We start from the raw sequence: 22,603 nt of genomic DNA, 5'->3' as shown, positions 1-22,603 counted from the left end.
CCGCTGTGGCTACCAGTGCAGGTTGAAATGCGACCCCAGCACGAAGCAATCGTCCAGCAGGTCCCAGCGCTCGACACAGGCTTTCTTATCTGTGCCGGAATGAAGCTTCAGGCGGTTGAAGGAGTTCGGTGAGGTGCCGCGGACCCGTGACGACAATGTGGTACCCGCCTGGACCATCCAGATTTCACGCGACAGCCCAGGGTATTGCCTGGACAGCGGCAACACGTAGGGCAAATGGATGTGCCCACCCATCACCAAATCCAATCCCTGGTCGGCCCAGCGATGCAACGCATCGTCGGCGTTGTGCTGCAGGTTGCTCAGGTCGCTCAGGACCATCGCACCGAAAGGTTGATGCGCGACCACGATGCGCAGCTTGTTCGGGTCGGTTTGCTTGAGCCGTTGCGTTACCGATTGCACCTGCTGGTCGGTTACCAGACCATCCTTGTGCCGTCTTGGGTGCGTGGTATTGAGACCAATGATCAGCGCTTCGTCGTTTTCGAAGATGGGCTCGAGGTCATCGCCGAAATGCCGGCGATAGTTTCGGTAGGGCATAAAGAAGCGTGCGAAAACGTTGTACAGCGGAATATCGTGGTTGCCCGGAATCACCAGTGTTTCGGCAATACCATGACTATGCAGGCGCTGCACGAAGGCCCACGCCGCGGCAAATTGCCCGGCCCTGGCGCGCTGGGTGATGTCGCCCGAGAAGATCAGCAGATCAGCCCCATGCTCGCGTACGTGATCCTCCATGGCTTGCACCACCGCAGGCTGCTCGGTGCCGAAGTGGGTGTCGGAGATCTGCACGATGGTCGTCATTGGGCGGGCGTCTTCTCGTTGGGATGGGCCGGTGGCGAGTGGGGCATTGTTACATTCGAATGCGATCCGAGCGCGGCGTTCCGGTAAATCGCCAGCCAAGTGCATTCAGACTCGCCGAAGGCACTGCGAGTTGCGCTGCGCCGGTTCTTTGAACTAATCTCCGCGCTGCTTCAGGTGACCCCTGGCCCAGCGGCTGTTGAGATTCCGACACAGCCCCTAGTGCCAGATGGGTGAAACAGGGAAGCCGGTCCATTCTTTCGAAGACTCCGGCGCTGCCCCCGCAACGGTAGGCGAGACAAGAAACCACTCAAAGCCACTGTGCCACAGGCATGGGAAGGCGTGGTTTCCGAATGCTGCAAAGCGTTCGCTCGCAAGCCCGGAGACCGGCCTGTCGCATTCCACGGCAGTGCGGCGGGCGCTGATCGGGGTGCGGCTGCCTGCACCTGCACTCCCTTTCTCTGCGATCTCCGTCTGCCTTTATCGACTGCATGTCGTGCGGCGGGCACGACGGAGACCTGAACTTGATTCGCAAACCTTTTACCGCCTCTGCAGCCTGTGCGCTGCTGGGTTATTCCTCGCTGTCCTTTTCCCTGCCAACCCAGCCGCTCGACCTCGATGAGCAAGTCGTCACGGCGACCCGTACCGAGCGCTCCTTCAGCCGCATCGCATCGAGCACGGTGATCACCCGTGAAGAGATCGAGCGCAGTCAGGCGGCCAGCGTGCTCGACTTGCTGCGGGGACTCGCAGGCGTAAGCGTTTCGGCTAATGGTGGGCGTGGCAAAACCTCATCGGTGTACGTTCGCGGCACCAGCAGCCAGCATCTCCTGGTGCTGGTGGATGGCATCAAGATCGGCTCGGCCACCGCCGGCGGCGCTTCACTGGAAAGCATCCCTGTGGAGCAGATCGAGCGCATCGAGCTGGTGCGCGGGCCACGCTCCAGTCTCTACGGTTCTGAGGCGGTCGGCGGCGTGATGCAGATCTTTACTCGCCAGGGTAATGGTGACGGATTCAAGCCCTATTTCTCCGTCGGCGCCGGCAGTCGCTCCAGCTTCGATGGCACTGCGGGCGTTTCCGGTGGTCACGGCGCTGGCTGGTTCAATCTCGGCATCGCCAGCGAGTCCACCGACGGCATCAGCTCACGTGCCTATCGGCCAACCGCGCCGCGTGCGTACGAGGCGGATGCCGATGGTTATCGTGAGCTGTCCGGCTTGCTGCGCGGCGGTTATCGATTCGACAACGGACTGGAACTGGACGGCAGCTGGCTGCATGTCGAGAACCACAGTGATTACGATTCGAGGACGACCTCGGGTGCCAGGGGCCGCTTCGCCTACAGCGACGGTGGTCAGCAGGTCGCGGCTGGACGGGCACGGTTTGCCCCGCTCGATCCCTGGCTGGTGACGCTGCAGGTCGGTCACAGTGAGGACAACGGTGAAAATTTCCGCGACGGCGCTTTCTATTCGCGTTTCGACACCCAACGAGACACCTTCGGGTGGCAGAACGATTTCAGCCTCGCCGACGAGCAGTTGCTCACGCTTGGTTTCGATTACCAGCAGGACCGCATCGACGTCAGCGACGATTACGCGATCGATTCACGCGACAACAAGGGTGCCTACCTCCAGTACCAGGCCCGCTTCGGCCGGCATGGCGTGTTGGCGGGCGTGCGCCGTGACGACAACGAGCAGTTCGGCAACCATGACACCGGCAACCTCGGCTGGAGTTATGACCTGCGTGACAATCTGGTGCTCAGCGCTTCCTATGGCACCGCGTTCAAGGCACCGACGTTCAACGACCTGTACGCACCGGACACCGGCTTCACTGCTGGCAACCCGGACCTGAAGCCCGAAGAGTCGCAAAGCTATGAGCTGGGCCTGAAGGGCGAACAGCGGTGGGGCGAGTGGAGCCTGAACGCGTTCGAAACCCAGATCGACGATCTGATCATCTGGACCGGCAGCAACCCCATGCAACCGCAGAATGTCGATGTCGCCCGGATTCGCGGGATCGAAGGCAGCGCTGCCACCCGCCTGCTCGGGTGGGACGTCGCAACCACTCTGACGATTCTCGATCCCCAGGATCGCAGCAAGGCCAATCACGGACATCTGCTGCCACGCCGCGCCAAACGTGCCCTCAATATCGATCTGGACCGCACCATCGGTCGCTTCGCGGTCGGCACCACCTTCTATACCGCCAGCCAGCGTTATGACCGTGCCAGCAACGCCGATGCCGAGCGGCTGCCAGGGTATGCGCTGATGGATCTGCGAGGCGAGTACCGCATCGACGAGTCCTGGCGGCTGCAAGCCAGGCTGAGCAACCTGTTCGATCGCGAATACGAAACCGCGCAGACCTACGAGCAGCCGGGTAGGGCGGTTCATTTCACGGTCCGCTACCAGGCGCTTTAACCGCGCTACGGCGCACCGCACCTCCAAGGAGAACGCACATGATCAAACTGTCCCCACGGGCCCAGCTGGCTGTCGGCATTGCGCTGGTGGCGCTGATGGCGATGACTCGCGGCCAACACTTCGCTTCGGTGAATCTGCCGAGTGCTTCCTGGGCGGTATTTTTCCTCGCCGGTGTGCTGCTCGCACCACGCTGGGTGTTCCCCGCGTTGTTTGTCGAGGCTTCGCTGCTGGATTTCGCCGCTATCGAATGGAGCGGCGTGAGCAGCTATTGCATGTCGCCCGCCTACTGGATGTTGGTACCGGCGTACGGCTCGTTATGGTTCGGTGGTCGCATCTATGCGCGACTGCACCGCGACCAACTGACCAGCCTGGCCATACTGGCGGGGTGCGTGATGCTGAGCGCTTTCGTCTGCTATCTGTTTTCGGGCGGCGGCTTCCTATTCTTCTCTGGACGCTATCCCGATCCGAGCCTGGCGCAACTGGCCGAACGCATCGGTACTTACTATCCGCGTTACCTGGGGACGCTGGCGCTCTATGTCGGAACCGCGGCGGCGTTGTTCATTGGCCTACGTGTCTGGGCCACTCAGCATGACGGGGCCCACGCATGACCGAGTCCAGCGAACGCGACGAACGCCACAAGGCGCGCATGCAGCGCAAGAAGGCGCTGGTCGATCAGAAAATTGCTGAAGCTCAGGAAGAGTACGGTCTGCTGCTGGTCCATACCGGCAACGGCAAGGGCAAAAGCAGCTCCGCCTTCGGCATGGTCGCTCGAGCGCTCGGCCATGGCATCAAAGTCGGTGTGGTGCAGTTCATCAAGGGCGCGGCCAGCACCGGTGAGGAGACCTTTTTCCGGCGCTTCCCTGACGAGGTCAGCTACCACGTGATGGGTGAAGGCTTCACCTGGGAAACCCAGGACCGTCAGCGTGATATCGCCAAGGCGCATGAAGCCTGGGCAGTGGCCGCCGAGTTGCTGGCTGACCCAAGTATTGGGTTGGTGGTGCTCGATGAGCTGAACATCGCGCTGAAATACGGCTACCTCGACCTTGACCCTGTGCTCGCCGATATCGAGTCCCGACCAATGCTGCAACACGTAGTGGTCACCGGACGAGGCGCGCCGCCGAAGCTGATCGAGGCGGCCGACACGGTCACCGAGATGAACCTCGTCAAGCATGCGTTCAAGGCCGGGGTGAAGGCGCAGAAAGGGGTGGAGTTCTGATGCCGGCGCTCAAGGCGCGCGCCGAGAATTATGCAGGTTGGGTTGCGGTACGATCGCTCAGCACAGGCAAGGGTGGATCGGTGAAGCGTCATTCACCCTACAGTGCCGACGAGAGGTCGCGATGACTACCAGAAGGTGCCCAGCGTTGCTGATCGCGGCGCCAGCATCGGGGCAGGGCAAAACGACTGTCACTGCCGGGCTTGCTCGTTTGCACGCCCGACAAGGCAAGTGCGTGCGAGTATTCAAGTGCGGCCCGGATTTCCTCGATCCAATGGTGTTGACCCACGCGAGCGGCAATCCCGTATACCAGCTTGATTTGTGGATGGTCGGCGAGGTGGACGGCCGGCGTTTGCTGTGGGAGGCAGCGGGCGAGGCCGACCTGATACTAATCGAAGGGGTCATGGGGCTGTTCGACGGCACACCATCAGCCGCTGATCTGGCGCGGCATTTTGGCATCCCGGTCCTGGCGGTGGTGGATGCCTCGGCCATGGCGCAGACATTCGGTGCGTTGGCGCATGGTTTAGCCAGTTATCAACCCGATCTACCTTTCGCCGGCGTGCTCGCCAACCGGGTGGGCAGCAGTCGCCATGGCGAAATTCTTCGCGATTGTCTGCCGGATCATATCGACTGGTTTGGCGCGCTACCGCGCAGCGAAGCAGTCATCATGCCGAGTCGTCACCTTGGTTTGGTGCAGGCGCAGGAACTGCCGGATCTGGATGCCCGCCTCGACGCTGCCGCCGATGCGCTGGAAGCGAGTGCTGATTGCAAACTGCCTGAACCGGTCTGCTTTGCGCCGCCAGAGCCCGGCGCGGTGCTGCCGTTGTTGGAAGGCGTGCGAATCGGTGTGGCGCGCGATGCAGCGTTCGCCTTCGTCTACCAGGCCAACCTCGATCTGTTACGGGCGCTTGGCGCCGAACTGCGGTTTTTCTCTCCGCTGAGCTCCGCTCAGCTGCCGATAGTGGATAGCCTATACCTGCCAGGCGGTTACCCGGAGCTGCATCTACACGCACTCGCTGGCAACTACGCCATGGGCGAGGCTATTCGGGCGCATCACGCAGCGGGCAAGCCGATACTGGCGGAGTGTGGCGGCATGCTTTATCTGTTCGACGGGCTGACTGACCAGGCCGGCGCCCGTGGCGACATGCTCGGTCTGCTTTCCGGTGAAGCGCAGATGCAGAAGCGCCTCACCGCGCTGGCGCTGCAGGAAGTCGAACTGCAGGAAGGATCTTTACGCGGCCACACCTTTCACCATTCGTCCCTTGATTCGACCCTGCAACCGATCGCGCGCGGCGAATGCCCGAACTATAAGCGCACGGCCGAGGCGGTATACCGGCAAGGACGGCTAACCGCGTCCTATATCCACTTTTACTTGCCGTCCAACCCTGTGGCTGCTGCTGCACTGTTAAAGCCATGAGTGAGCATGCGTTTACCGAGGAACAGCGCGCCGGTGTTTACCGAGCCATCGCCGAACGTCGTGACATGCGCCACTTCAACGGCGGCAAGGTGGCGCCCGAGGTTCTGGCGCGGTTGCTCGAAGCGGCGCATCAGGGCCCAAGCGTTGGATTGATGCAGCCCTGGCGATTCATCCGTATTCGTCGCGCGGAGTTGCGTCTGGCCATCGCTGAGTTGGTCGAGCGAGAGCGGGTTCTCACGGCCGAAGCGTTGGGAGAAAGCGGCCGTGAGTTCATGAAGCTGAAGGTCGAGGGCATCAGAGACTGCGCCGAGTTGTTGGTCGTCGCATTGATGGAAGATCGTGACGCCCATATTTTTGGCCGACGCACCATGCCGCAGATGGACCTGGCATCGGCAGCCTGCGCCATCCAGAACCTCTGGCTCGCAGCGCGGGCGGAGGGTCTGGGGATGGGCTGGGTCTCCTTGTTCGATCCGCAGGCATTGGCCGAGCTATTGCAAATGCCGGCCGGTGCCGAGCCGGTGGCCGTGATCTGCCTCGGGCCGGTAGAGGAGTTCTACCCCGCACCCATGCTGGCCCTGCAGGGCTGGATCCAGCCGCGTCCGCTTGAAGAGCTGCTGTTTGAAGACCGGTGGGAGCAATTATCTTGAGCCTAGCGCTGAGCTGCCTCGCCGGGATCGGATTGGACGCGTTGCTGGGCGAGCCTCGGCGCGGTCATCCATTGGTGGTCTTCGGCCGAATCGCGGAGCACCTCGAGCGGCAGTTCAACGGACCCGACGGCCGTGGCTGGCGCAGTCATGGCGTTAGCGCCTGGTGCCTGGCGGTGTTACCGCTAACCGTTGCCGCCTGGTTGTTGAGCCTGTTGCCAGGGATCGGCTGGCTGGTTGAAGTCGTCCTGCTGTACGTTGCGCTTGGTCTGCGGAGCCTGGGTGAGCACCTGCTGCCGGTTGCAAGCGCCTTACGCAATGGCAACCTGGCCGAGGCGCGGCGGCGCGTCGGATTTATCGTCAGCCGTGACGCGAATGGGCTGGACGAGCAGGGCGTGGCACGCGCGGCGACGGAGTCAGCGCTGGAGAACGGTAGCGATGCGGTATTCGCAGCACTGTTCTGGTTCGCTGTGGCCGGTGCACCGGGCGTCGTGCTGTACCGCTTGAGCAACACCCTGGACGCCATGTGGGGTTATCGCAACCAGCGCTTCGAACGTTTCGGTTGGGCCGCGGCACGTATCGATGATGCGCTCAATTTCCTACCGGCCCGGCTGGTTGCTTTGACTTATGCCGTGCTGGGGCAGACGCGAGAAGCCTGGCGCTGTTGGCGACAGCAGGCGCCATCGTGGGACAGCCCCAACGCAGGTCCAGTGATGGCAGCGGGTGCCGGTGCGTTGGGCGTCTCGCTGGGCGGGCCGGCGGTTTATCACGGTGAGTTGCACCAGCGCCCAACGTTGGGTGTAGGCGAAGCACCTGATGCGCGCGATATCGAGCGCGCGCTGGATATGGTCTGGGCTGGCGTTGGCGTCTGGTTGTTGGTCCTGCTGCTGGGAGGCTGGCTGCATGCTTGAGCACGGGGGCCGCTTGCGCGCGGCGGCACAGGCGTTCGGCATCCCGCTATCGGATTGGCTCGACCTCTCCACGGGGATAGCGCCTTATGGTTTCGAGGTGCCCGCCATTCGGGCCGACGTCTGGACACGCTTGCCCGAAGCCGAAGATGGGCTGGAAACCGCCGCACGCGATTACTACCACGCCGAGTCGCTACTGCCGGTTGCCGGCTCGCAGGCGGCGATTCAGATCCTGCCGCGTCTGCGGCAGCAGCTGCGGGTCGGGGTCGTTTCGCCTTGCTATGGCGAGCACGCCGAGGCTTGGCGCCGCGAGGGGCATCGTCTGGTCGAGATCAGTGAAGGTGAGGTGCCGCGTGTCCTCGATCAGCTTGACGTATTGGTGGTGGTCAATCCGAACAACCCGACCGGACGCCTATTGAATCCCGCGCTGTTGCTCGACTGGCACGCACGGCTGGCGGTGCGTGGCGGCTGGTTGATCGTCGACGAAGCGTTTATGGACCCAACCCCGGCGCAAAGCCTGGCGACGCACAGCCATCTGCCAGGGCTGATCGTGCTGCGTTCATTCGGCAAGTTTTTCGCCATGGCGGGCGCGCGCCTTGGTTTCGTACTGGCTGACGCCGTGTTGCTAGGCCAGCTCGATGATGCCCTTGGCCCTTGGTCGGTAGCCGGTCCTTCCCGGTTCATAGGCAGCGTCTTGTTGGCGAACCGCCAGGCGCAGTGCGAGCAACGCGAGCGCCTGCTGGCCGATGCCGAGCGTTTGGCACGGTTGCTAACAAGCCATGACCTGCCGCCAGCTGGCGGCTGCGGGTTGTTTCAATGGGTGATTACCGAGCAATCGAATCGGCTGTACGGGTTCCTTGCCGAGCGGGGCATTCTGGTGCGCCGATATCGATCTCCTTCGAGCCTGCGCTTCGGCCTGCCGCCCGACGAGCAGGGTTGGACCCGGCTCTCCAGCGCGTTCGCCAAATTCCAGGAGATCCGAACATGGGCACCTTGATGGTTCAGGGCACGACATCCGATGCGGGCAAAAGCACGTTGGTAACGGCGCTGTGCCGTTGGCTTCGCCGGCGGGGTGTCACCGTGGCCCCGTTCAAACCGCAGAACATGGCGCTCAACAGCGCGGTGACGGCCGATGGCGGCGAGATCGGCCGGGCGCAGGCAGTGCAGGCGCAGGCCGCAGGACTGCCCACGCACACCGATATGAATCCGATCCTGCTCAAGCCCAACAGCGACGTCGGTGCGCAGGTAATCATCCACGGACGAGCCGTCACCAACATGGATGCGGCGGCCTACCACGACTACAAGCGCGTGGCGATGACGGCGGTGCTCGACTCCCACCGCCGTCTGAGTGCGGCCTATATCGTGGTCATGGTCGAAGGCGCTGGCTCGCCCGCCGAGATAAACCTGCGCGCTAACGATATCGCCAATATGGGCTTTGCCGAGGCGGTGGACTGCCCGGTCATCCTGATCGCCGATATCGACAAGGGAGGTGTTTTTGCCCACCTGGTCGGCACCCTGGAATTGCTTAGTCTGAGCGAACAGGCGCGGGTGCAGGGCTTCGTAATCAACCGCTTCCGTGGCGACATAGCGCTCTTGCAGCCGGGTCTTGACTGGCTCGAGCAGCGCACCGGAAAACCGGTGCTCGGCGTCCTGCCGTACTTGATGGATTTCCACCTCGAGGCTGAGGACGCGATCGATGTGCGCCAGTCAGCCAAGGATGGCCAGACGTTGAGGGTGGTGGTGCCGGTGCTGCCGCGTATCAGCAACCATACGGATTTCGATCCGCTGCGTTTGCATCCGCAGGTCGACCTGCGTTTCATCGGCCCCGGGCAGGCGGTGCCGGCTGCTGACCTGATCATTCTGCCGGGCTCGAAAAGCGTACGGGCTGATCTCGCTTGGCTGCGCGAGAACGGCTGGGATCGGGCAATCCAGCGGCATCTGCGCTACGGCGGCAAGGTGCTAGGCATTTGTGGCGGACTGCAGATGCTCGGCGAGCGTATCGCCGACCCGCTTGGTCTGGAAGGCCCGGCTGGCCAGAGTGATGGGCTCGGGTTGCTGAGTCTTTCCACGGAGCTGGCGGCCAGCAAGCAGCTGCGCAATGTACGTGGACGCCTGGCCTTCGGCGATGCTGGGGTCAGCGGCTACGAGATCCACGCTGGTGTCAGCAGCGGTCCGGCACTGGAGCGTGCGGCTGTGCGACTCGACGACGGCCGATGCGATGGCGCGATAAGCGAGGATGCTCAGGTGCTCGGTACCTATCTGCACGGCCTGTTCGAAGCGCCCGACGCCTGTCAGGCGCTACTGCGCTGGGCGGGGCTGGAGGCACCGCAGCGAATCGATTACCAGGCAATGCGCGAACGCGATATCGAGCGTCTCGCCGATCTCGTCGAAACCCATCTGGACACCACGCGCCTGCTCACGCTCTGCGGGTTGTCCACGGAGGCCGGCACGTGATCGAACTTATTCTCGGGGGAGCCCGTTCCGGCAAGAGTCGGCTGGCCGAGCGTCTCGCCAGTGACAGTGGTCTGGCTGTCACCTATATAGCCACGAGCCAGGCGCTGGATGGCGAGATGAGCGAGCGCATCGTGCAGCACCGTGCGCGGCGGCCGAGCGATTGGGCGCTGGTGGAAGAGCCGCTGGCGCTGGCGCGCGTGCTGGGCGAACAGGCGGGGGTAGATCGCTGCCTGCTGGTCGACTGCCTGACCCTGTGGCTTACCAATCTGTTGATGCTGGACGACCCGGCCCGGCTTGCAGCGGAGCGCGAGGCCTTGCTCGACTGTCTGGCCGAACTGCCGGGGTGCGTGTTGCTGGTTAGTAACGAAACCGGTCTGGGCGTGGTGCCGCTGGGCGAGCTGAGTCGGCGCTATGTCGATGAGGCCGGTTGGCTTCACCAGGCCTTGGCCGAACGATGTGAACGCGTGGTGTTTACCGTGGCGGGTCTGCCGATGATTCTCAAAGGAGAACCCATTTGAGCGGGCATTGGTGGCAAGAGGCATGTCGGGCGCCGGACGAATCGGCCCGCGAAGCGGCACGTCAGCGCGACGCCCAACTGACCAAACCACCCGGGGCGTTGGGGCGAGTCGAATCCCTCGTCCCGCAGCTGGCGGCACTGCAGGGTTGCCATCGCCCATCGCTTGAGCACATCTGGATCGCTGTCTTTGCTGGCGACCATGGTGTGGCGGAGGAGGGCGTTTCGGCATTTCCGCAGTCTGTTACCGGCCAGATGCTCGGCAATTTCGTCAATGGTGGTGCGGCGATCAGTGTGCTGGCCGGCCAGCTCGGGGCGAAGTTGGAGGTGATCGACCTGGGGACAGCAACTCCATTTCAGTCGCTGCCAAACGTGCGCCACTTGGCGCTGGGCCCCGGCACGTGCAATTTCACCCAGGCTGCCGCGATGAGTGTCGAGACCTGTCAGCGCGCCATGGCGGGCGGACGTGACAGCGTGCTGCGGGCGCGGCAGCAGCAAACCGACCTGTTTATCGGTGGTGAGATGGGCATCGGGAATACCACGACGGCGGCGGCGCTGGCCTGTGCCTTGCTGGGTTGCCAACCGCAGAGCCTGGCGGGTCCGGGGACCGGTTTGGACGCCGCGGGTGTGGCCCATAAATGTGCCGTGATCGAACGGGCGCTGGCGTTCCATGCAGGCGCACACGACACGTTCGACTGGATGCAGCGGCTCGGCGGTTTCGAACTCGCCGCGCTGACGGGCGCTTATATTGCGTGTGCGCAACAAGGCATCGTGGCGCTGGTCGATGGCTTCATCTGCAGTGTGGCGGCGCTTTGCGCGATGCGCCTGAATCCGGCCTGCCGGGAATGGCTGCTGTTCGCCCATCGTTCGGCGGAACCGGGACACGCCGCCGTGCTGGCAGAACTGGATGCGCAACCCTTGCTGGACCTTGGCCTGCGCTTGGGTGAAGGCAGCGGTGCGGCGCTGGCGGTTCCGCTGCTACGGCTGGCCTGTGCGCTGCACGATGGCATGGCCACATTCGCCGAAGCGGCTGTCGCGGCGAAGCATCAATGAGCCTTTACCTGGATATGCTGCGCCATGGCGAGACGGTATCCGGCGGCGGCTTTCGCGGTCGGCTGGATGACGAGCTCAGTGCTACTGGGTGGGAACAGCTGCGTGCGGCTGTGGCGGGCGAAGGGTCCTGGCAACGAATCGTCAGCTCGCCCTTGCGCCGCTGCGCCAGTTTCGCCGCCGAGCTGGCCGAACAACTACAGCTTCCGCTCGAGCTGGCGCCTGATCTGCGGGAGTTGGACTTCGGCGATTGGGAGGGTCATACCGCCGCCGAGCTGATGATCGACCAAAGTGATGAGCTGGGCCGCTTCTGGCGCGACCCTTACGGGTTTACGCCGCCCGGTGGGGAGCCTTTGGTTACCTTCAAGAGCCGCGTACTGACCGCAATCGAGCGGATGACCGATCGTTGTGCGGGCGAACACGTGCTGCTCATCACCCACGCAGGCGTGATGCGTTTGCTGCTGGCCCAGGCCCGTGACCTGCCCCGCGAAGGTCTGTTGGAAGTCGAAGTCGGTCATGGCGAACTGTTCGGGCTGAGAACCGGCTTCGCCGATGCGACACTCTGGCTGGAGGAGCGATGCAGCCTTTTCTGATCGCATTGCAGTTTCTCACCTGCCTGCCGGTGCGCCTGGATGGCAAGCCCGAACCGCAGCAGGTCGGCAAGTCGCTTCTCTATTACCCGCTTGTCGGGCTGCTGATCGGCAGCCTGCTCTGGCTGCTCGACATGGCGCTGGGTAGTTCGGCTGCGCCATTGAAAGCTGCACTGTTGTTGACGGCATGGGTTGCGCTGACTGGCGCTCTACACCTCGATGGGCTGGCGGACAGTGCCGATGCTTGGCTGGGAGGCTTTGGTGATCGCGAGCGCACGTTGGCGATCATGAAAGATCCGCGCAGCGGACCGGCTGCCGTGGTGGTACTGGTGCTGTTGCTGCTGCTGAAGTTCGTTGCGCTCTGGGTGCTGCTTGCGGAGGGGCACGATCTGGCGTTGCTGCTCGCACCGGTACTAGGGCGTAGCGCGGTGCTGGGGTTGTTTCTCGGTACGCCCTATGTCCGTCAGGGTGGTCTGGGACAGGGGCTTGCCGAGCACCTTCCGCGAGGCCAGGTCAAAGGGGCGCTGATCGCAGCCGTTGTGCTGTGTCTTGTATTGGTGGGCACCGGCTGGCTGGCGCTGCCCGTTGCTGGTGGTGTCGGCTGGCTGGCACGAAGGGCGATGTGCCGGCGTATTGGCGGCACCACCGGCGACACCGCCGGGGCGTTGCTGGAACTGGTCGAGTGCAGCGTGCTGGTTGCGCTGGCCGTGCAGCTATGAGCGATTCAGCCCAGCAGCGCCACCGACTTGATCTGGGCCCAAAGCGCTTTCCCTTCGATGACGCCGAGCTGATCGGCTGAGCGCCGAGTGATGCGCGCCAGTAGCGGCGTGCCCTGAGCGTCGAGCCTGACCAGAACGTGCGCGGGCGTATCGGCAGCGACTATCTGCTCGACGCGAGCCGGCAGCAGATTACTGATACTGGTGCCCTCCGCGCGCTCAAGGGCCAGGCTGACGTCCCGTGCATGGACGCGAAAGCGCAGCCGGTGGCCGATCGCTTCGTCGCGCTGCGCCACCAGCACGTCGCCGCCGGGAAATACCAGCCGCGTCAGGTGATAGGTTGGGTCATGTTCGGCGACCCGCGATTCGATGACCACGCCCGCGTCTTCGCTGAATGCGATCGGCAAATCGAGGCGGGCGAGGGTTTCGTGCAACCCGCCCTGGGCGATCACACGGCCTTCTTCCAGCAGCACCACGTGATCGGCGAGTCGAGCCACCTCATCCGGCGAATGGCTGACGTAGATGACTGGGATTTCCAGTTCGTCATGCAGCCGCTCAAGGTAAGGCAGGACCTCCTGTTTGCGCTTGAGATCCAGGGCGGCCAGTGGCTCATCCATTAGCAACAATCGCGGGCTGGTCAGTAACGCTCGGGCGATGGCAACGCGCTGGCGTTCGCCGCCGGACAGGTGCTCCGGCATGCGCTCCAGCAGATGACCAATGCCGAGCAGCTCCACGGCCTGGCTCCAGACGACGCGCCGCAGGTGGGCAGCGACGCGTTTCATGCCGAACTCGAGGTTGTGTCTGACGGTCAGGTGCGCGAAGAGGTTGGCATCCTGAAAGACGTAGCCGAGGGCACGCCGGTGAGGCGGTACGAATGATCGGCTGGCCGAATCCTGCCAGCATTCACCATTCACTTCGAGCAAGCCGGTGCCGGCACGTTCCAACCCGGCGATGCAGCGCAGGCAACTGGTCTTGCCGGAGCCCGAGTGGCCGAACAGCGCGGTGACGCCGCGCCCCGGCAGCTGCAGGTCGACATCCAGGGTGAAGCCTGGATGCCTCAGCTGCAATCTGGCGAGGATGCCTGTCTGGCTGGTTGTCATCCACGCCACCCCTGTCTGAAGCGGCTGCTATAGAGCATGAGCAGTACCAGAAACGAGAACAGCAGCATCCCGCCGGCGAGCCAGTGCGCCTGGGTGTATTCCATCGCCTCCACATGGTCGTAAATCTGCACGGATACCACCCGGGTCCTCTCTGGAATGTTCCCGCCGATCATCAGCACCACGCCGAACTCGCCCACGGTATGGGCGAAGCCGAGAATGCTGGCCGTAATGAAACCGGGTTTGGCGAGTGGCAATACGACGCTGAAGAAGCAGTCCAGCGGGGCGGCGCGCAAGGTTGCTGCAGCTTCCAGCGGCCGATCGCCAATGGCCTCGAAGGCGTTCTGCAGTGGCTGCACGACAAAGGGCATGGAATAGAACAGTGACCCCACCACCAGGCCTGCGAAGGTAAAGGGCAGCGTGCCGAGACCGAGAAACTGCGTCAGCTGCCCGACCGGGCCGTTGGGCCCCATGGCCACCAGCAGGTAGAAGCCCAGCACGCTCGGTGGCAGTACCAGGGGCAGCGCCACCACGGCACCGATTGGACCTTTCAGCCGTGAACCGGTGCGTGCCAGCCACCAGGCGATTGGCGTCCCGATCACCAGCAGCAGTACGGTGGTGATACTGGCGAGTTTGAGCGTCAGCCAGATTGCCGAGAGGCTGGCATCATCCAAGGTTGGCATCGCGCGTCACTCCGAGTAATAGCCGTACGCCTGGATCACCTCGGTCACCTTTGCGCTTTGGAGGTAGTCGAGGAGGGCTTGCGCCGCCGGGTTGTCGCGACCTTTGGTCAGTAGCAGCGCGTCCTGGCGAATCGGTGGATGATAAGCAGCAGGGACGACCCAGGCCGATCCTTGGCCAATCTCGCCGTCTTCGAGTAACTGGGAAAGGGCGACGAAGCCGAGCTCTGCATTACCGCTGGCGACGAACTGATAGGTCTGGGCGATGTTTTCGCCCTGTACCAGCTTCTCTCGTACCGAATCGGCCAGGCCGAGCTGTGTCAGCGTCGCCATGGCAGCGGCGCCGTAGGGGGCGGTTTTCGGGTTGGCGATGGCGAGGTGGCGAAACGGCCGCTGCGTCAGTGCTTTGGCCTGGTCATCGACGTAGCCCTCTTTGCCCGACCAGAGCGCTAAGCTGCCGGTGGCATAGGTGAAACGACTCCCGACCACGCCCAGCCCTTCGTCTTCCAGCTTAGCCGGGACCACTTCATCGGCGGCCAACAGAACCTCGAAAGGCGCACCATTGCGAATCTGCGCATAGAGCTTTCCAGTCGAGCCAAAGGCCAGCAGCGCCTTGTGGCCCGTGTCTTGTTCGAAGCGATTGGCGATGACCTGCATCGGCGCGGTGAAATTCGAGGCCACCGCAACCTGCACCTCAGCCGCATGGCTGCCCATGGGTAGCCATGCAGCCATCCACGCAACGAGGATTCCGCGAGTGCTGTTCATTTTCCTTAATCCACAGCAATGATGACGTGCGATGCCTTGATCAGCGCGGTGCAGGGCTGTCCGACAGCCAATCCGAGCTCCTCGGCACTTTCGTTGGTGATGATCGCACCCAACGTCCGGCTGCCAGGCAGTAGCAGCTTGACTTCGCAGCTCACCGCGCCGGGTGTCAGGTCGCTGATGGTTCCGTTAAGGCGATTGCGGGCGCTGATTTTCACGTTGGGGTCTGGTGACAGCAGTACGAAGCTGGCTTTGATCAGCGCCATTGCGGTCTTGCCCGGCGTCAGCTGGAGTTCATCGATGCTGTCATTGGTCAAGGTTGCGGTGATCGTCTGGCCTTCACCGATATCGAGGCTCAAACTGCCATTCACCGCGCCTTTTTCGACGTGAGTGATGCGACCGCGGAACTGGTTGCGTGCGCTGGTTTTCATGGCGATCGCTCGGAGAAGTTTGTCGATGTCTTCGAAGCCTTCGATGCCCTGCGCTACCTGCGCGAGAAAGCGTTCGTACTCGTGCTGCATACGTTGCCAGACATGCAGCATTTCGCGGCCGAAGTCGGTTAGCTGGGTGCCGCCGCCTTTGGCGCCGCCCACGGCGCGAGTCACCAACGGGCGTTCCGACAGGTTGTTCATGGCATCCACCGCATCCCAGGCGGCCTTGTAGCTGAGGTTGATCACCTTGGCCGCACGGCTGATGGAGCCGGTCGCCTCGATCTGCTCCAGCAGTTCAATGCGCTTGCCACCGAGATAGCCTTTCTCGCCGCGGTTGAACCAGAGTTGCCCGTCGATGCGCAATGGAGCAAGAGATTCGGGGTTGCTCATGGTTGGCTCCTGGTCGACTGCGGCTATTCTGCTGCCGCTATATAGATTTGTATATAACGATATCGTGCTTGTGCCGTGGGTTTGCCGACGGGCGAGATCAGACGTTGCCGGCTCGCCATGGCGGGAGTAGCGTGGTTGCGGTCCTGCCTGGAGATGTTCCATGAGAACCCATCTGTTTGCCGCCTCACTTGCCTTGACTCTGCTCGCCGGCCCCGCTGCGGCGAATGAATGCCCGGTGTTGTTGCAGCATGAACTGCCGGAACTGCGCTCCAAGGAAACCATCGACCTCTGCCAGCAGTTTCAAGGGAAGGCGTTAGTGGTGGTCAATACCGCCAGCTTTTGTGGCTTCGCGCCGCAGTTCAAAGGGCTTGAGGCACTCTATCAGCGATACCGGCAAGAGGGTCTGGTCGTGCTCGGCGTGCCGTCGGATGATTTCTTCCAGGAGTCCGATGACGCGGCTGAAACCGCTGAGGTCTGTTACGTCAATTACGGCGTGACATTCCCGATGGCGCAGACCCAACCGGTGCGGGGCAGCGATGCGATACCGTTGTTTAGGGAATTGGCCGAGCAGGCCGGAGCGGCGCCACGCTGGAATTTCTACAAATACGTAGTCGATCGAAACGGACGCGTAGTGGACTATTTTTCCAGCAAGGTCGAGCCGGACGATCCCAAACTGATCGAGGCGGTGGAAAAGGCGTTGCGCAGGTAGCGAGGGAGAGAAGCCCCGGCCGAACGGCCGGGGCAGCTGCATCAGAAGCGGTAGCTCATCGCAGCGCCGAAGCCATGGGCGCTGTTTTCGTACGTGGCGTTGTAAGTGCCGCGAGTCGGGCTGGCGCGCTGCACCTTGGCGTCTTCTTCCCACAGGTAGGAGTACGCCAGGTCAACGGTGACGTCGTCGGTCGGGTTCCAGGCCAGGCCCAGGCTTACCGCAGTGCGGTCACCAGTCGGGATGCGAGGCGAACGATGCGTGTTGTTGGTAGGGCTCTGGTCGAGGGCCAGACCCGTACGCAGCGTCCATTCCTTGTTCACCTTGTACGCAGCGCCTAGCGCATAGGACCATGTGTCATGCCAGTCCTGTTCTTCGACGATTGGGGCAAGGCTTGGCTGCAGCGGGCCAGGAATTCCTTGGTTTTCAATCACGATGGCTTCGAAGCGGCTCCAGCGAGTCCACATGGCGCCGGCATACAGGGTCCACTGGTCATCGAGATCGTGAGTGATCGACATGTCTACCGATTCCGGCGTGTCGAGACCCAGCGACGCGTCGTATTCCCCGGAAGCCTGTAAGCCGATGGCTGCAAACTGGTCGAAGCCTGCGCCCGAAAGTTTGGTCTCGCCTTCGAGCTTGTACTTCACTTTGGAGTGATAAGTGATGCCTGCGCGGGTCTGTGGCGAAAACTCATAAAGCAAGCCGGCGTTGAAGCCTAGCGCAGTGTCGTCGCCTTTGACCTTGACCCGCCCATCATTGGTTCCAGGAGTGAAACGGCTTAGCGAAGCGCTTTCCAGCTGGCCGTCGATGCGGTTGATTGTCGGTCCAAAGCCGATCGACAGTTTCTCGTTGAAGCGATAACTGACGGTTGGCTGCACGGTGATCACGCGAACTTCACTGTAATCACCGAAGTAGCGACCCTGGAAGCCGTTTTCATAGTCGGTAACGAGCCCGAAAGGGACATACAGGCCTACTCCGACAGCCCACTTGTCGTCGATCGGCTTGACGTAGTAACCCATTGGTACAGCGGTAAACGGAACCATGTCGCCATCATTGCTACCGCTTGCTGGGAAGCTGCTGGTGTCATTGATATCCGTCTTGGCATGAATCGCCGCCATTCCGAGGCTAACTTCTTCACGCTTGAGGCGCGACATGCCGGCTGGGTTGCCGAACAGGGTGGTGGCGTCATCGGCAGAAGAGGAGCGGCCTGCGAAGGAGGTGCCCATGCCGCTGATGCTTTGCTCATTGAGCGCGAAGCCGGCCGCCATCGCCTGAGTGGAAAGGGCGCCTACGGCCACTGCAATGGCGGTCTTCAACCAAGTTGTTCTCATTGTTGTACTCCAGGGAAAAAAGCGGCTCGGACCCTATCAAGCTTCTCTGATCCGTCGCAAACGAAAGAGTGCAATTTTTCGTAAAGAACTACGATCGGCGGCGATAAATGGTCGAATAGCCGGAAAAACCCTATAGCCAATCACTGACCGTTCGGTCATTTTTTTAGGGCGCGTTTCAAGCGACAGGTCGCCTTGGGTTGGTGATCCATTCGCTCCAGGAGCCTGGATAAAGCTTGGCCAGCGGGTACCCAGCGAGACACAGCGCAAACAGGTTATGGCAGGCCGTTACGCCGGACCCACAGTAGGCCACCAGGGTATCGGCCGATCGGCCCGCCAGCTGTTGGTCGAACCGTGAGCGCAACTGGTCGGGCGGTAGAAAGCGCCCGGTGGCGTCGAGGTTTTCGGTGAACGGCACGCAGCGAGCGCCTGGAATATGTCCGGCTACCGGATCGATGGGCTCGTGCTCGCCGAGAAAGCGGGGCAGGGCACGAGCGTCAAGCAAGGTCAGATCAGGTTGCTCCAGGTGCGCGAGCAGTTGTTGCGCATTAATCAGTAGGCCGTCATCTGGAGTGCCCCCAATATCGCCCGGCTGAACGCTGGTCTGTCTCGGGGTCACCGCACCACCGGTCCCGCACCAGGCACTGAATCCGCCGTCCAGCAGGTACACGCCGCTGCGCTTGCCCAACCATGCCAGCAACCACCACGCCCTTGCAGCAAACGCGCCGGGGCCGTCGTCGTAAAGCACTACTTCGCTGTCGTCGCTCAGCCCTGCGGCGCGAAGACGCTCGATTAATCGTTCCGGCTGCGGCAGTGGATGGCGGCCGGTCTGGCCGGGTATCACCGGGTCTGACAGGTCGTTTTCGAGGTCGAGATACATCGCGCCGGGAATATGGGCCTGCTCGTAGCTGCGCCTGCCGTACTCCGGATCTTCCAGGGCGAACCGGCAATCGAGAATCCGCAGATTCGGCTCTGAGAGTCGTGCGGCCAGTTGGTCGGTGTCGATCAGTTGAGCAAGCGGCATGGAGCGGCTCCGTTCGGATTGTTGGGCCAAACGTTATCACGCGGGGGCGACACTACCGATGAATGCGCTGCGAATAGCGGGTCACGATATATACTGCGCGCCTCTTCGCCCGTACGCCGGTCGTAATACCGAACAACAAGGAGGGCCTAGTGGCCATCGAAACTCAATGGGTGCTGGATGATGCGCATCTGGCCCGCCTTTGTGCCGAGTGGCGCCAGCTGCCTTATGTAGCGGTGGATACCGAGTTCATGCGGGTCGACACTTTTTATCCGATCGCCGCCCTGTTGCAGGTTGGTGATGGACGTTGCGCCTATCTGATAGATCCATTGCTGATTACTGATTGGACCGCCTTGGCCGGCCTGCTGGAGGACCAGGCCGTTGTAAAGGTCCTGCACGCCTGCAGCGAGGACCTGGAAGTGCTCTGGCGCCTGACGGGTAGCCTGCCGATGCCGTTGTTCGATACGCAACTTGCCGCCGGCTATTTGAACATTGGTTTTTCCATGGGCTACTCACGCTTGGTACAGAGCGTACTGAACATCGAATTGCCCAAAGGCGAGACGCGTTCCGATTGGCTTCAGCGGCCACTGAGTGAGATGCAGGTGCGCTATGCGGCCGAGGATGCTCAGCATCTGGCCGAGCTGTATGAGGCTTTGCTGCCGAAGCTGTCAGACGAAAAGCGTGCCTGGGTGCTGGAAGACGGCGCCGAACTCGTGGCAAATCTTCAGCGCGAAACGGATCCTGACGAAGCCTATCGCGAGGTCAAACAGGCCTGGCGGCTCAAGCCAAAACAGCTCGCCGTGCTGCGTGTTTTGGCCGCTTGGCGCGAGCGCCAGGCGCGGGCGCGAAATCAGCCACGCAATCGCGTACTGCGCGAGCACAGCCTGTGGCCGCTGGCGCGCACCCAGCCAACCGATCTGGTGGGTCTGGCGCGCATCGACGACATGCATCCGCGCACCGTGCGTCAGGATGGCGAAACCCTGCTCGAACTTATCCGCATCGCTGCCGCCACACCTGAGCAGGACTGGCCTGAGCCTCTGCCGGAGCCATTGCCGCTAGAGGCCTCGGGGCTGCTGAAGAAGTTACGTGCGGTCGGGCAACGCGAAGCCCAGGGCCTCGACATCGCACCGGAACTAATGCTGCGGAAGAAAGTACTCGAAGCCCTACTGAAGACCGGGTATCCGGATGGTCCTTACGAGCTGCCCGATTCGCTACGCGGATGGCGTCGCGAGCGGATGGGCCAAGCGCTCCTTGATGTACTGGAAGAGAATTCATGAAACGCATCTGCTCTATCTATAGAAGCCCGCGCAAGAACGAAATGTACCTGTACGTCGAACGCAGCGAGGCGTTGGCGCGCGTGCCTGAAGCGCTGCTTGCCGCGTTCGGTCCACCGCAGCACGCCTTCGATATGGTCCTGACGCCTGAGCGCAAACTGGCGCGGGAAGACATCGTGACGGTGCTCGATAACCTGGAAAAACAGGGTTACCACCTTCAGATGCCGCCACCCGAGGAAGAATATATCGAGCACTTGCCGGACGAGTTGCTGCGTCGCAACGATCCCATGTGAAAACAATGATCCGGTGGCCGCCGGTCACCTGGCCACCTATTGAATGGCAGCCGGCTCTGCCACGCTTGGCCGGCTGCTCGGCAGTGACTAGACTCGCAATTTTTGATTCGAGATGACATTTCATGGCGGCAAAAGTCGAACCCTTTTGGAAGCGTAAGACCCTCGCCGAGCTGGACTCCGCTGAGTGGGAATCGCTGTGCGACGGTTGCGGGCTGTGCTGCTTGCAAAAGCTCGAGGATGAGGAAGACGGCAGCGTCTACTACACCCGCATCGCCTGCAAACTGCTCGATTTAAAGAGTTGCCGCTGTACTGACTACCCCAACCGGCGTGCCAGTGTGCCTGACTGTGTTCAGCTGACGGCAGTGGATGCGGCGCAATTCAAATGGCTGCCGCCCACCTGTGGCTACCGCCTGGTGGCCGAAGGCAAGGATCTTCCGCTCTGGCATCACCTGGTATGCGGTGATCCTGATGCAGTACACGCGGAGCGCATCTCCCAGTCCGGCCGAATGCTTGCTGAGGGTTCCGTCGCTGAAGATGACTGGGAAGACCATCTGATTTTTCGCGCCGGTTGAATCTACCTTCAGTCGCACCGTCATAGCACTGAACCCAATCTGGAGCCGCTCGATGTCCCTCCGTCAGTTACCGCTGCTAGCTGTTCTGTTGTTGCTGTTCATCGCTCCGACCCAGGCCGCCAAACAGGTCGACCTTGATTTCATCGTCAGATTCGTCCCCGAGCGGGACGTCGCCGAGGTCGAGCTGCACCTCGAGGATGGCAGCGCCATCAGATACCTCGATTTCAATCTTGGCGATGCGGGACTTTATAGCGACTTTGAAACCGATGCCGAAGGCGCCTGGCAGCAGGAGGGCGATCGCGGTGTCTGGCGACCGGCTGCCGGCAAGGCGCGGCTGAGCTATCGGGTTAAAGTCAGCCATCAGCGCAAAAGCGGCCGCTTCGATGCGCGGATGACCGATGACTGGGCGTTGCTTCGCGGTGACGATCTGGTTCCGAGCGGTCGCCTTGATCAGCAGGACGGCATGCGGCTGGTCTCGCGGTTGAAAGTTGAGCTTCCGGAGGGTTGGAAGAGTGTCGAGACGGGCTGGCCGCGCATCGGCAAGAACCGCTTTCGCATCAATAATCGTGAGCGCCTTTTCGACCGCCCTACGGGTTGGATTCTTGCCGGCAAGCTTGGCAGCCGCCGGGCCAAGCTGGGTGAGACGGATGTGACGGTGGCGGGCCCGGTAGGCGAGGGGCTGCGGCGCATGGATATCCTTACGCTGCTGACCTTCGTCTGGCCTGAAGTGCAGAACGTATTTCCCCGTGATCCGAAGAAGCTGCTGGTCGTCGGCGCCGGTGATCCGATGTGGCGGGGCGGCCTGTCCGGCCCGAACTCACTGTTCATGCACGCCGATCGTCCGCTGGTCAGCGAGAACGGCACCAGTTCTCTGGTACATGAACTGGTCCACGTGTTCAGCCGTATCACCGATGCCGATCGCAGCGACTGGATCAGCGAGGGCTTGGCCGAGTACTACGCCATCGAACTGATGCGTCGTGCTGGCGGCATGAGCGAAGACCGCTACCAGCGCGTTCGTGAACATCTGACCAAATGGAGTCGTAAGGTGGACAGTCTGCGTACGGAACGCTCAAGTGGCCCCATTACGGCCAGAGCGGTATTGCTGCTGCAGGAGCTCGATCGCGAGATCCGTCAGCGCAGCAAGAGCCGTCACTCGCTGGACGACGTCGCACGGGGTCTGATGCGTCTCGACAGGGTCACCACCGAAGATTTCATCGATATCACTGAAACCATGCTGGGCGGCGGCTCGGCCGTTCTGGATACCCGCCTGCTGCGTTGAGACACGGGGTGGTGTCCTGCAGCTGGCGCGCTTGCAGCGCGGAGTTTCAATCCAC

Annotated in this window: 24 protein-coding genes and 1 riboswitch; of the genes, 17 read left to right on the top strand and 7 right to left on the bottom strand. The window is 62.3% G+C overall.

From position 1 onward, the window contains the following. Positions 1-9: 9 nt before the first annotated feature. Positions 10-813, bottom strand: coding sequence for a metallophosphoesterase (locus H3028_RS01025; RefSeq protein WP_181295216.1), 804 nt, complete (start codon positions 811-813; stop codon positions 10-12). A 194-nt stretch (positions 814-1,007) separates the two neighbouring features. Beyond that, a riboswitch (cobalamin riboswitch) is annotated at positions 1,008-1,220 on the top strand. 117 nt (positions 1,221-1,337) lie between these two features. Here H3028_RS01025 and btuB point away from each other — a divergent pair. From btuB to H3028_RS00965, 12 genes are all read left to right on the top strand, one after another. Next, a complete protein-coding gene (gene btuB / locus H3028_RS01020; protein ID WP_309109519.1) occupies positions 1,338-3,209 on the top strand; it encodes a TonB-dependent vitamin B12 receptor in 1,872 nt (623 codons plus the stop codon). A 38-nt stretch (positions 3,210-3,247) separates the two neighbouring features. Next, positions 3,248-3,817 (top strand): hypothetical protein, encoded by a 570-nt coding sequence (locus tag H3028_RS01015; protein ID WP_168424602.1) that lies wholly within the window; start codon positions 3,248-3,250, stop codon positions 3,815-3,817. Continuing rightward, positions 3,814-4,425, top strand: a complete 612-nt coding sequence (gene cobO / locus H3028_RS01010; RefSeq protein WP_181295214.1) for a cob(I)yrinic acid a,c-diamide adenosyltransferase — start codon at positions 3,814-3,816, stop codon at positions 4,423-4,425. Before H3028_RS01015 ends, cobO begins: the two co-directional genes overlap by 4 nt. A 121-nt stretch (positions 4,426-4,546) precedes the next feature. Further along, the gene (locus H3028_RS01005) at positions 4,547-5,839 is read left to right on the top strand and encodes a cobyrinate a,c-diamide synthase (protein ID WP_181295213.1); all 1,293 of its coding nucleotides are present in this window, start codon (positions 4,547-4,549) and stop codon (positions 5,837-5,839) included. Then, a complete protein-coding gene (gene bluB / locus H3028_RS01000; RefSeq protein ID WP_181295212.1) occupies positions 5,836-6,486 on the top strand; it encodes a 5,6-dimethylbenzimidazole synthase in 651 nt (216 codons plus the stop codon). Before H3028_RS01005 ends, bluB begins: the two co-directional genes overlap by 4 nt. Continuing rightward, on the top strand, positions 6,483-7,394 hold the full coding sequence (gene cbiB / locus H3028_RS00995) for an adenosylcobinamide-phosphate synthase CbiB (RefSeq protein ID WP_181295211.1): 912 nt from the start codon (positions 6,483-6,485) through the stop codon (positions 7,392-7,394). Before bluB ends, cbiB begins: the two co-directional genes overlap by 4 nt. Further along, on the top strand, positions 7,387-8,388 hold the full coding sequence (gene cobD, locus H3028_RS00990; protein ID WP_181295210.1) for a threonine-phosphate decarboxylase CobD: 1,002 nt from the start codon (positions 7,387-7,389) through the stop codon (positions 8,386-8,388). The genes cbiB and cobD overlap by 8 nt, the downstream gene beginning before the upstream one ends. After that, positions 8,376-9,845, top strand: coding sequence for a cobyric acid synthase (locus H3028_RS00985; RefSeq protein WP_181295209.1), 1,470 nt, complete (start codon positions 8,376-8,378; stop codon positions 9,843-9,845). Before cobD ends, H3028_RS00985 begins: the two co-directional genes overlap by 13 nt. Next, positions 9,842-10,363: a bifunctional adenosylcobinamide kinase/adenosylcobinamide-phosphate guanylyltransferase gene (cobU, locus tag H3028_RS00980; protein ID WP_181295208.1), complete on the top strand. Its 522-nt coding sequence runs from the start codon at positions 9,842-9,844 to the stop codon at positions 10,361-10,363. The genes H3028_RS00985 and cobU overlap by 4 nt, the downstream gene beginning before the upstream one ends. After that, a complete protein-coding gene (cobT, locus tag H3028_RS00975) occupies positions 10,360-11,412 on the top strand; it encodes a nicotinate-nucleotide--dimethylbenzimidazole phosphoribosyltransferase (protein ID WP_181295207.1) in 1,053 nt (350 codons plus the stop codon). Before cobU ends, cobT begins: the two co-directional genes overlap by 4 nt. Beyond that, on the top strand, positions 11,409-12,002 hold the full coding sequence (cobC, locus tag H3028_RS00970; RefSeq protein ID WP_181295206.1) for an alpha-ribazole phosphatase family protein: 594 nt from the start codon (positions 11,409-11,411) through the stop codon (positions 12,000-12,002). The genes cobT and cobC overlap by 4 nt, the downstream gene beginning before the upstream one ends. Beyond that, positions 11,987-12,718 carry an adenosylcobinamide-GDP ribazoletransferase gene (locus H3028_RS00965; protein ID WP_181295205.1) on the top strand — a complete coding sequence of 244 codons (732 nt, stop codon included), beginning with the start codon at positions 11,987-11,989 and terminating at the stop codon, positions 12,716-12,718. The genes cobC and H3028_RS00965 overlap by 16 nt, the downstream gene beginning before the upstream one ends. 5 nt (positions 12,719-12,723) lie before the next feature. On the opposite strand, the gene modC is transcribed toward H3028_RS00965, so the two are convergent. From modC to H3028_RS00945, 4 genes are read right to left on the bottom strand one after another with little or no spacing between them, the layout of a single operon-like run. Further along, a complete protein-coding gene (gene modC, locus H3028_RS00960) occupies positions 12,724-13,815 on the bottom strand; it encodes a molybdenum ABC transporter ATP-binding protein (protein WP_181295204.1) in 1,092 nt (363 codons plus the stop codon). Beyond that, complete coding sequence (gene modB, locus H3028_RS00955; RefSeq protein WP_181295203.1) at positions 13,812-14,495, bottom strand: molybdate ABC transporter permease subunit; 684 nt, start codon at positions 14,493-14,495, stop codon at positions 13,812-13,814. The genes modC and modB overlap by 4 nt, the downstream gene beginning before the upstream one ends. A 6-nt stretch (positions 14,496-14,501) precedes the next feature. After that, on the bottom strand, positions 14,502-15,257 hold the full coding sequence (gene modA / locus H3028_RS00950) for a molybdate ABC transporter substrate-binding protein (RefSeq protein ID WP_181295202.1): 756 nt from the start codon (positions 15,255-15,257) through the stop codon (positions 14,502-14,504). Positions 15,258-15,262: 5 nt separating this feature from the next. After that, positions 15,263-16,075 carry a TOBE domain-containing protein gene (locus H3028_RS00945; RefSeq protein WP_181295201.1) on the bottom strand — a complete coding sequence of 271 codons (813 nt, stop codon included), beginning with the start codon at positions 16,073-16,075 and terminating at the stop codon, positions 15,263-15,265. Positions 16,076-16,235: 160 nt separating this feature from the next. Here H3028_RS00945 and H3028_RS00940 point away from each other — a divergent pair, with 160 nt between their 5' ends. Further along, the gene (locus H3028_RS00940) at positions 16,236-16,784 is read left to right on the top strand and encodes a glutathione peroxidase (RefSeq protein ID WP_181295200.1); all 549 of its coding nucleotides are present in this window, start codon (positions 16,236-16,238) and stop codon (positions 16,782-16,784) included. Positions 16,785-16,825: 41 nt separating this feature from the next. Here the strand turns inward: H3028_RS00940 and H3028_RS00935 are convergent, their stop codons facing one another. Both H3028_RS00935 and H3028_RS00930 read right to left on the bottom strand, forming a co-directional pair. Further along, a complete protein-coding gene (locus H3028_RS00935; protein ID WP_181295199.1) occupies positions 16,826-18,112 on the bottom strand; it encodes an OmpP1/FadL family transporter in 1,287 nt (428 codons plus the stop codon). A gap of 175 nt (positions 18,113-18,287) precedes the next feature. Next, complete coding sequence (locus tag H3028_RS00930; RefSeq protein WP_181295198.1) at positions 18,288-19,133, bottom strand: sulfurtransferase; 846 nt, start codon at positions 19,131-19,133, stop codon at positions 18,288-18,290. A 149-nt stretch (positions 19,134-19,282) separates the two neighbouring features. Between H3028_RS00930 and rnd the strand changes: the two genes are divergently transcribed. The 4 genes from rnd (at position 19,283) to H3028_RS00910 (ending at position 22,548) form a co-directional block, all read left to right on the top strand. Then, on the top strand, positions 19,283-20,407 hold the full coding sequence (rnd, locus tag H3028_RS00925) for a ribonuclease D (RefSeq protein WP_181295197.1): 1,125 nt from the start codon (positions 19,283-19,285) through the stop codon (positions 20,405-20,407). Next, positions 20,404-20,697 (top strand): YcgL domain-containing protein, encoded by a 294-nt coding sequence (locus H3028_RS00920; protein WP_168424619.1) that lies wholly within the window; start codon positions 20,404-20,406, stop codon positions 20,695-20,697. The genes rnd and H3028_RS00920 overlap by 4 nt, the downstream gene beginning before the upstream one ends. Positions 20,698-20,819: 122 nt before the next feature. Next, positions 20,820-21,269, top strand: a complete 450-nt coding sequence (locus tag H3028_RS00915) for a YcgN family cysteine cluster protein (protein ID WP_181295196.1) — start codon at positions 20,820-20,822, stop codon at positions 21,267-21,269. Positions 21,270-21,321: 52 nt separating this feature from the next. After that, complete coding sequence (locus H3028_RS00910) at positions 21,322-22,548, top strand: hypothetical protein (RefSeq protein WP_181295195.1); 1,227 nt, start codon at positions 21,322-21,324, stop codon at positions 22,546-22,548. Positions 22,549-22,603: the final 55 nt, after the last annotated feature.

It is taken from the genome of Pseudomonas sp. Q2-TVG4-2, from assembly GCF_013620795.1.
Classification (GTDB): domain Bacteria; phylum Pseudomonadota; class Gammaproteobacteria; order Pseudomonadales; family Pseudomonadaceae; genus Stutzerimonas.
This window is presented reverse-complemented; position numbering and strand designations above follow the sequence as displayed.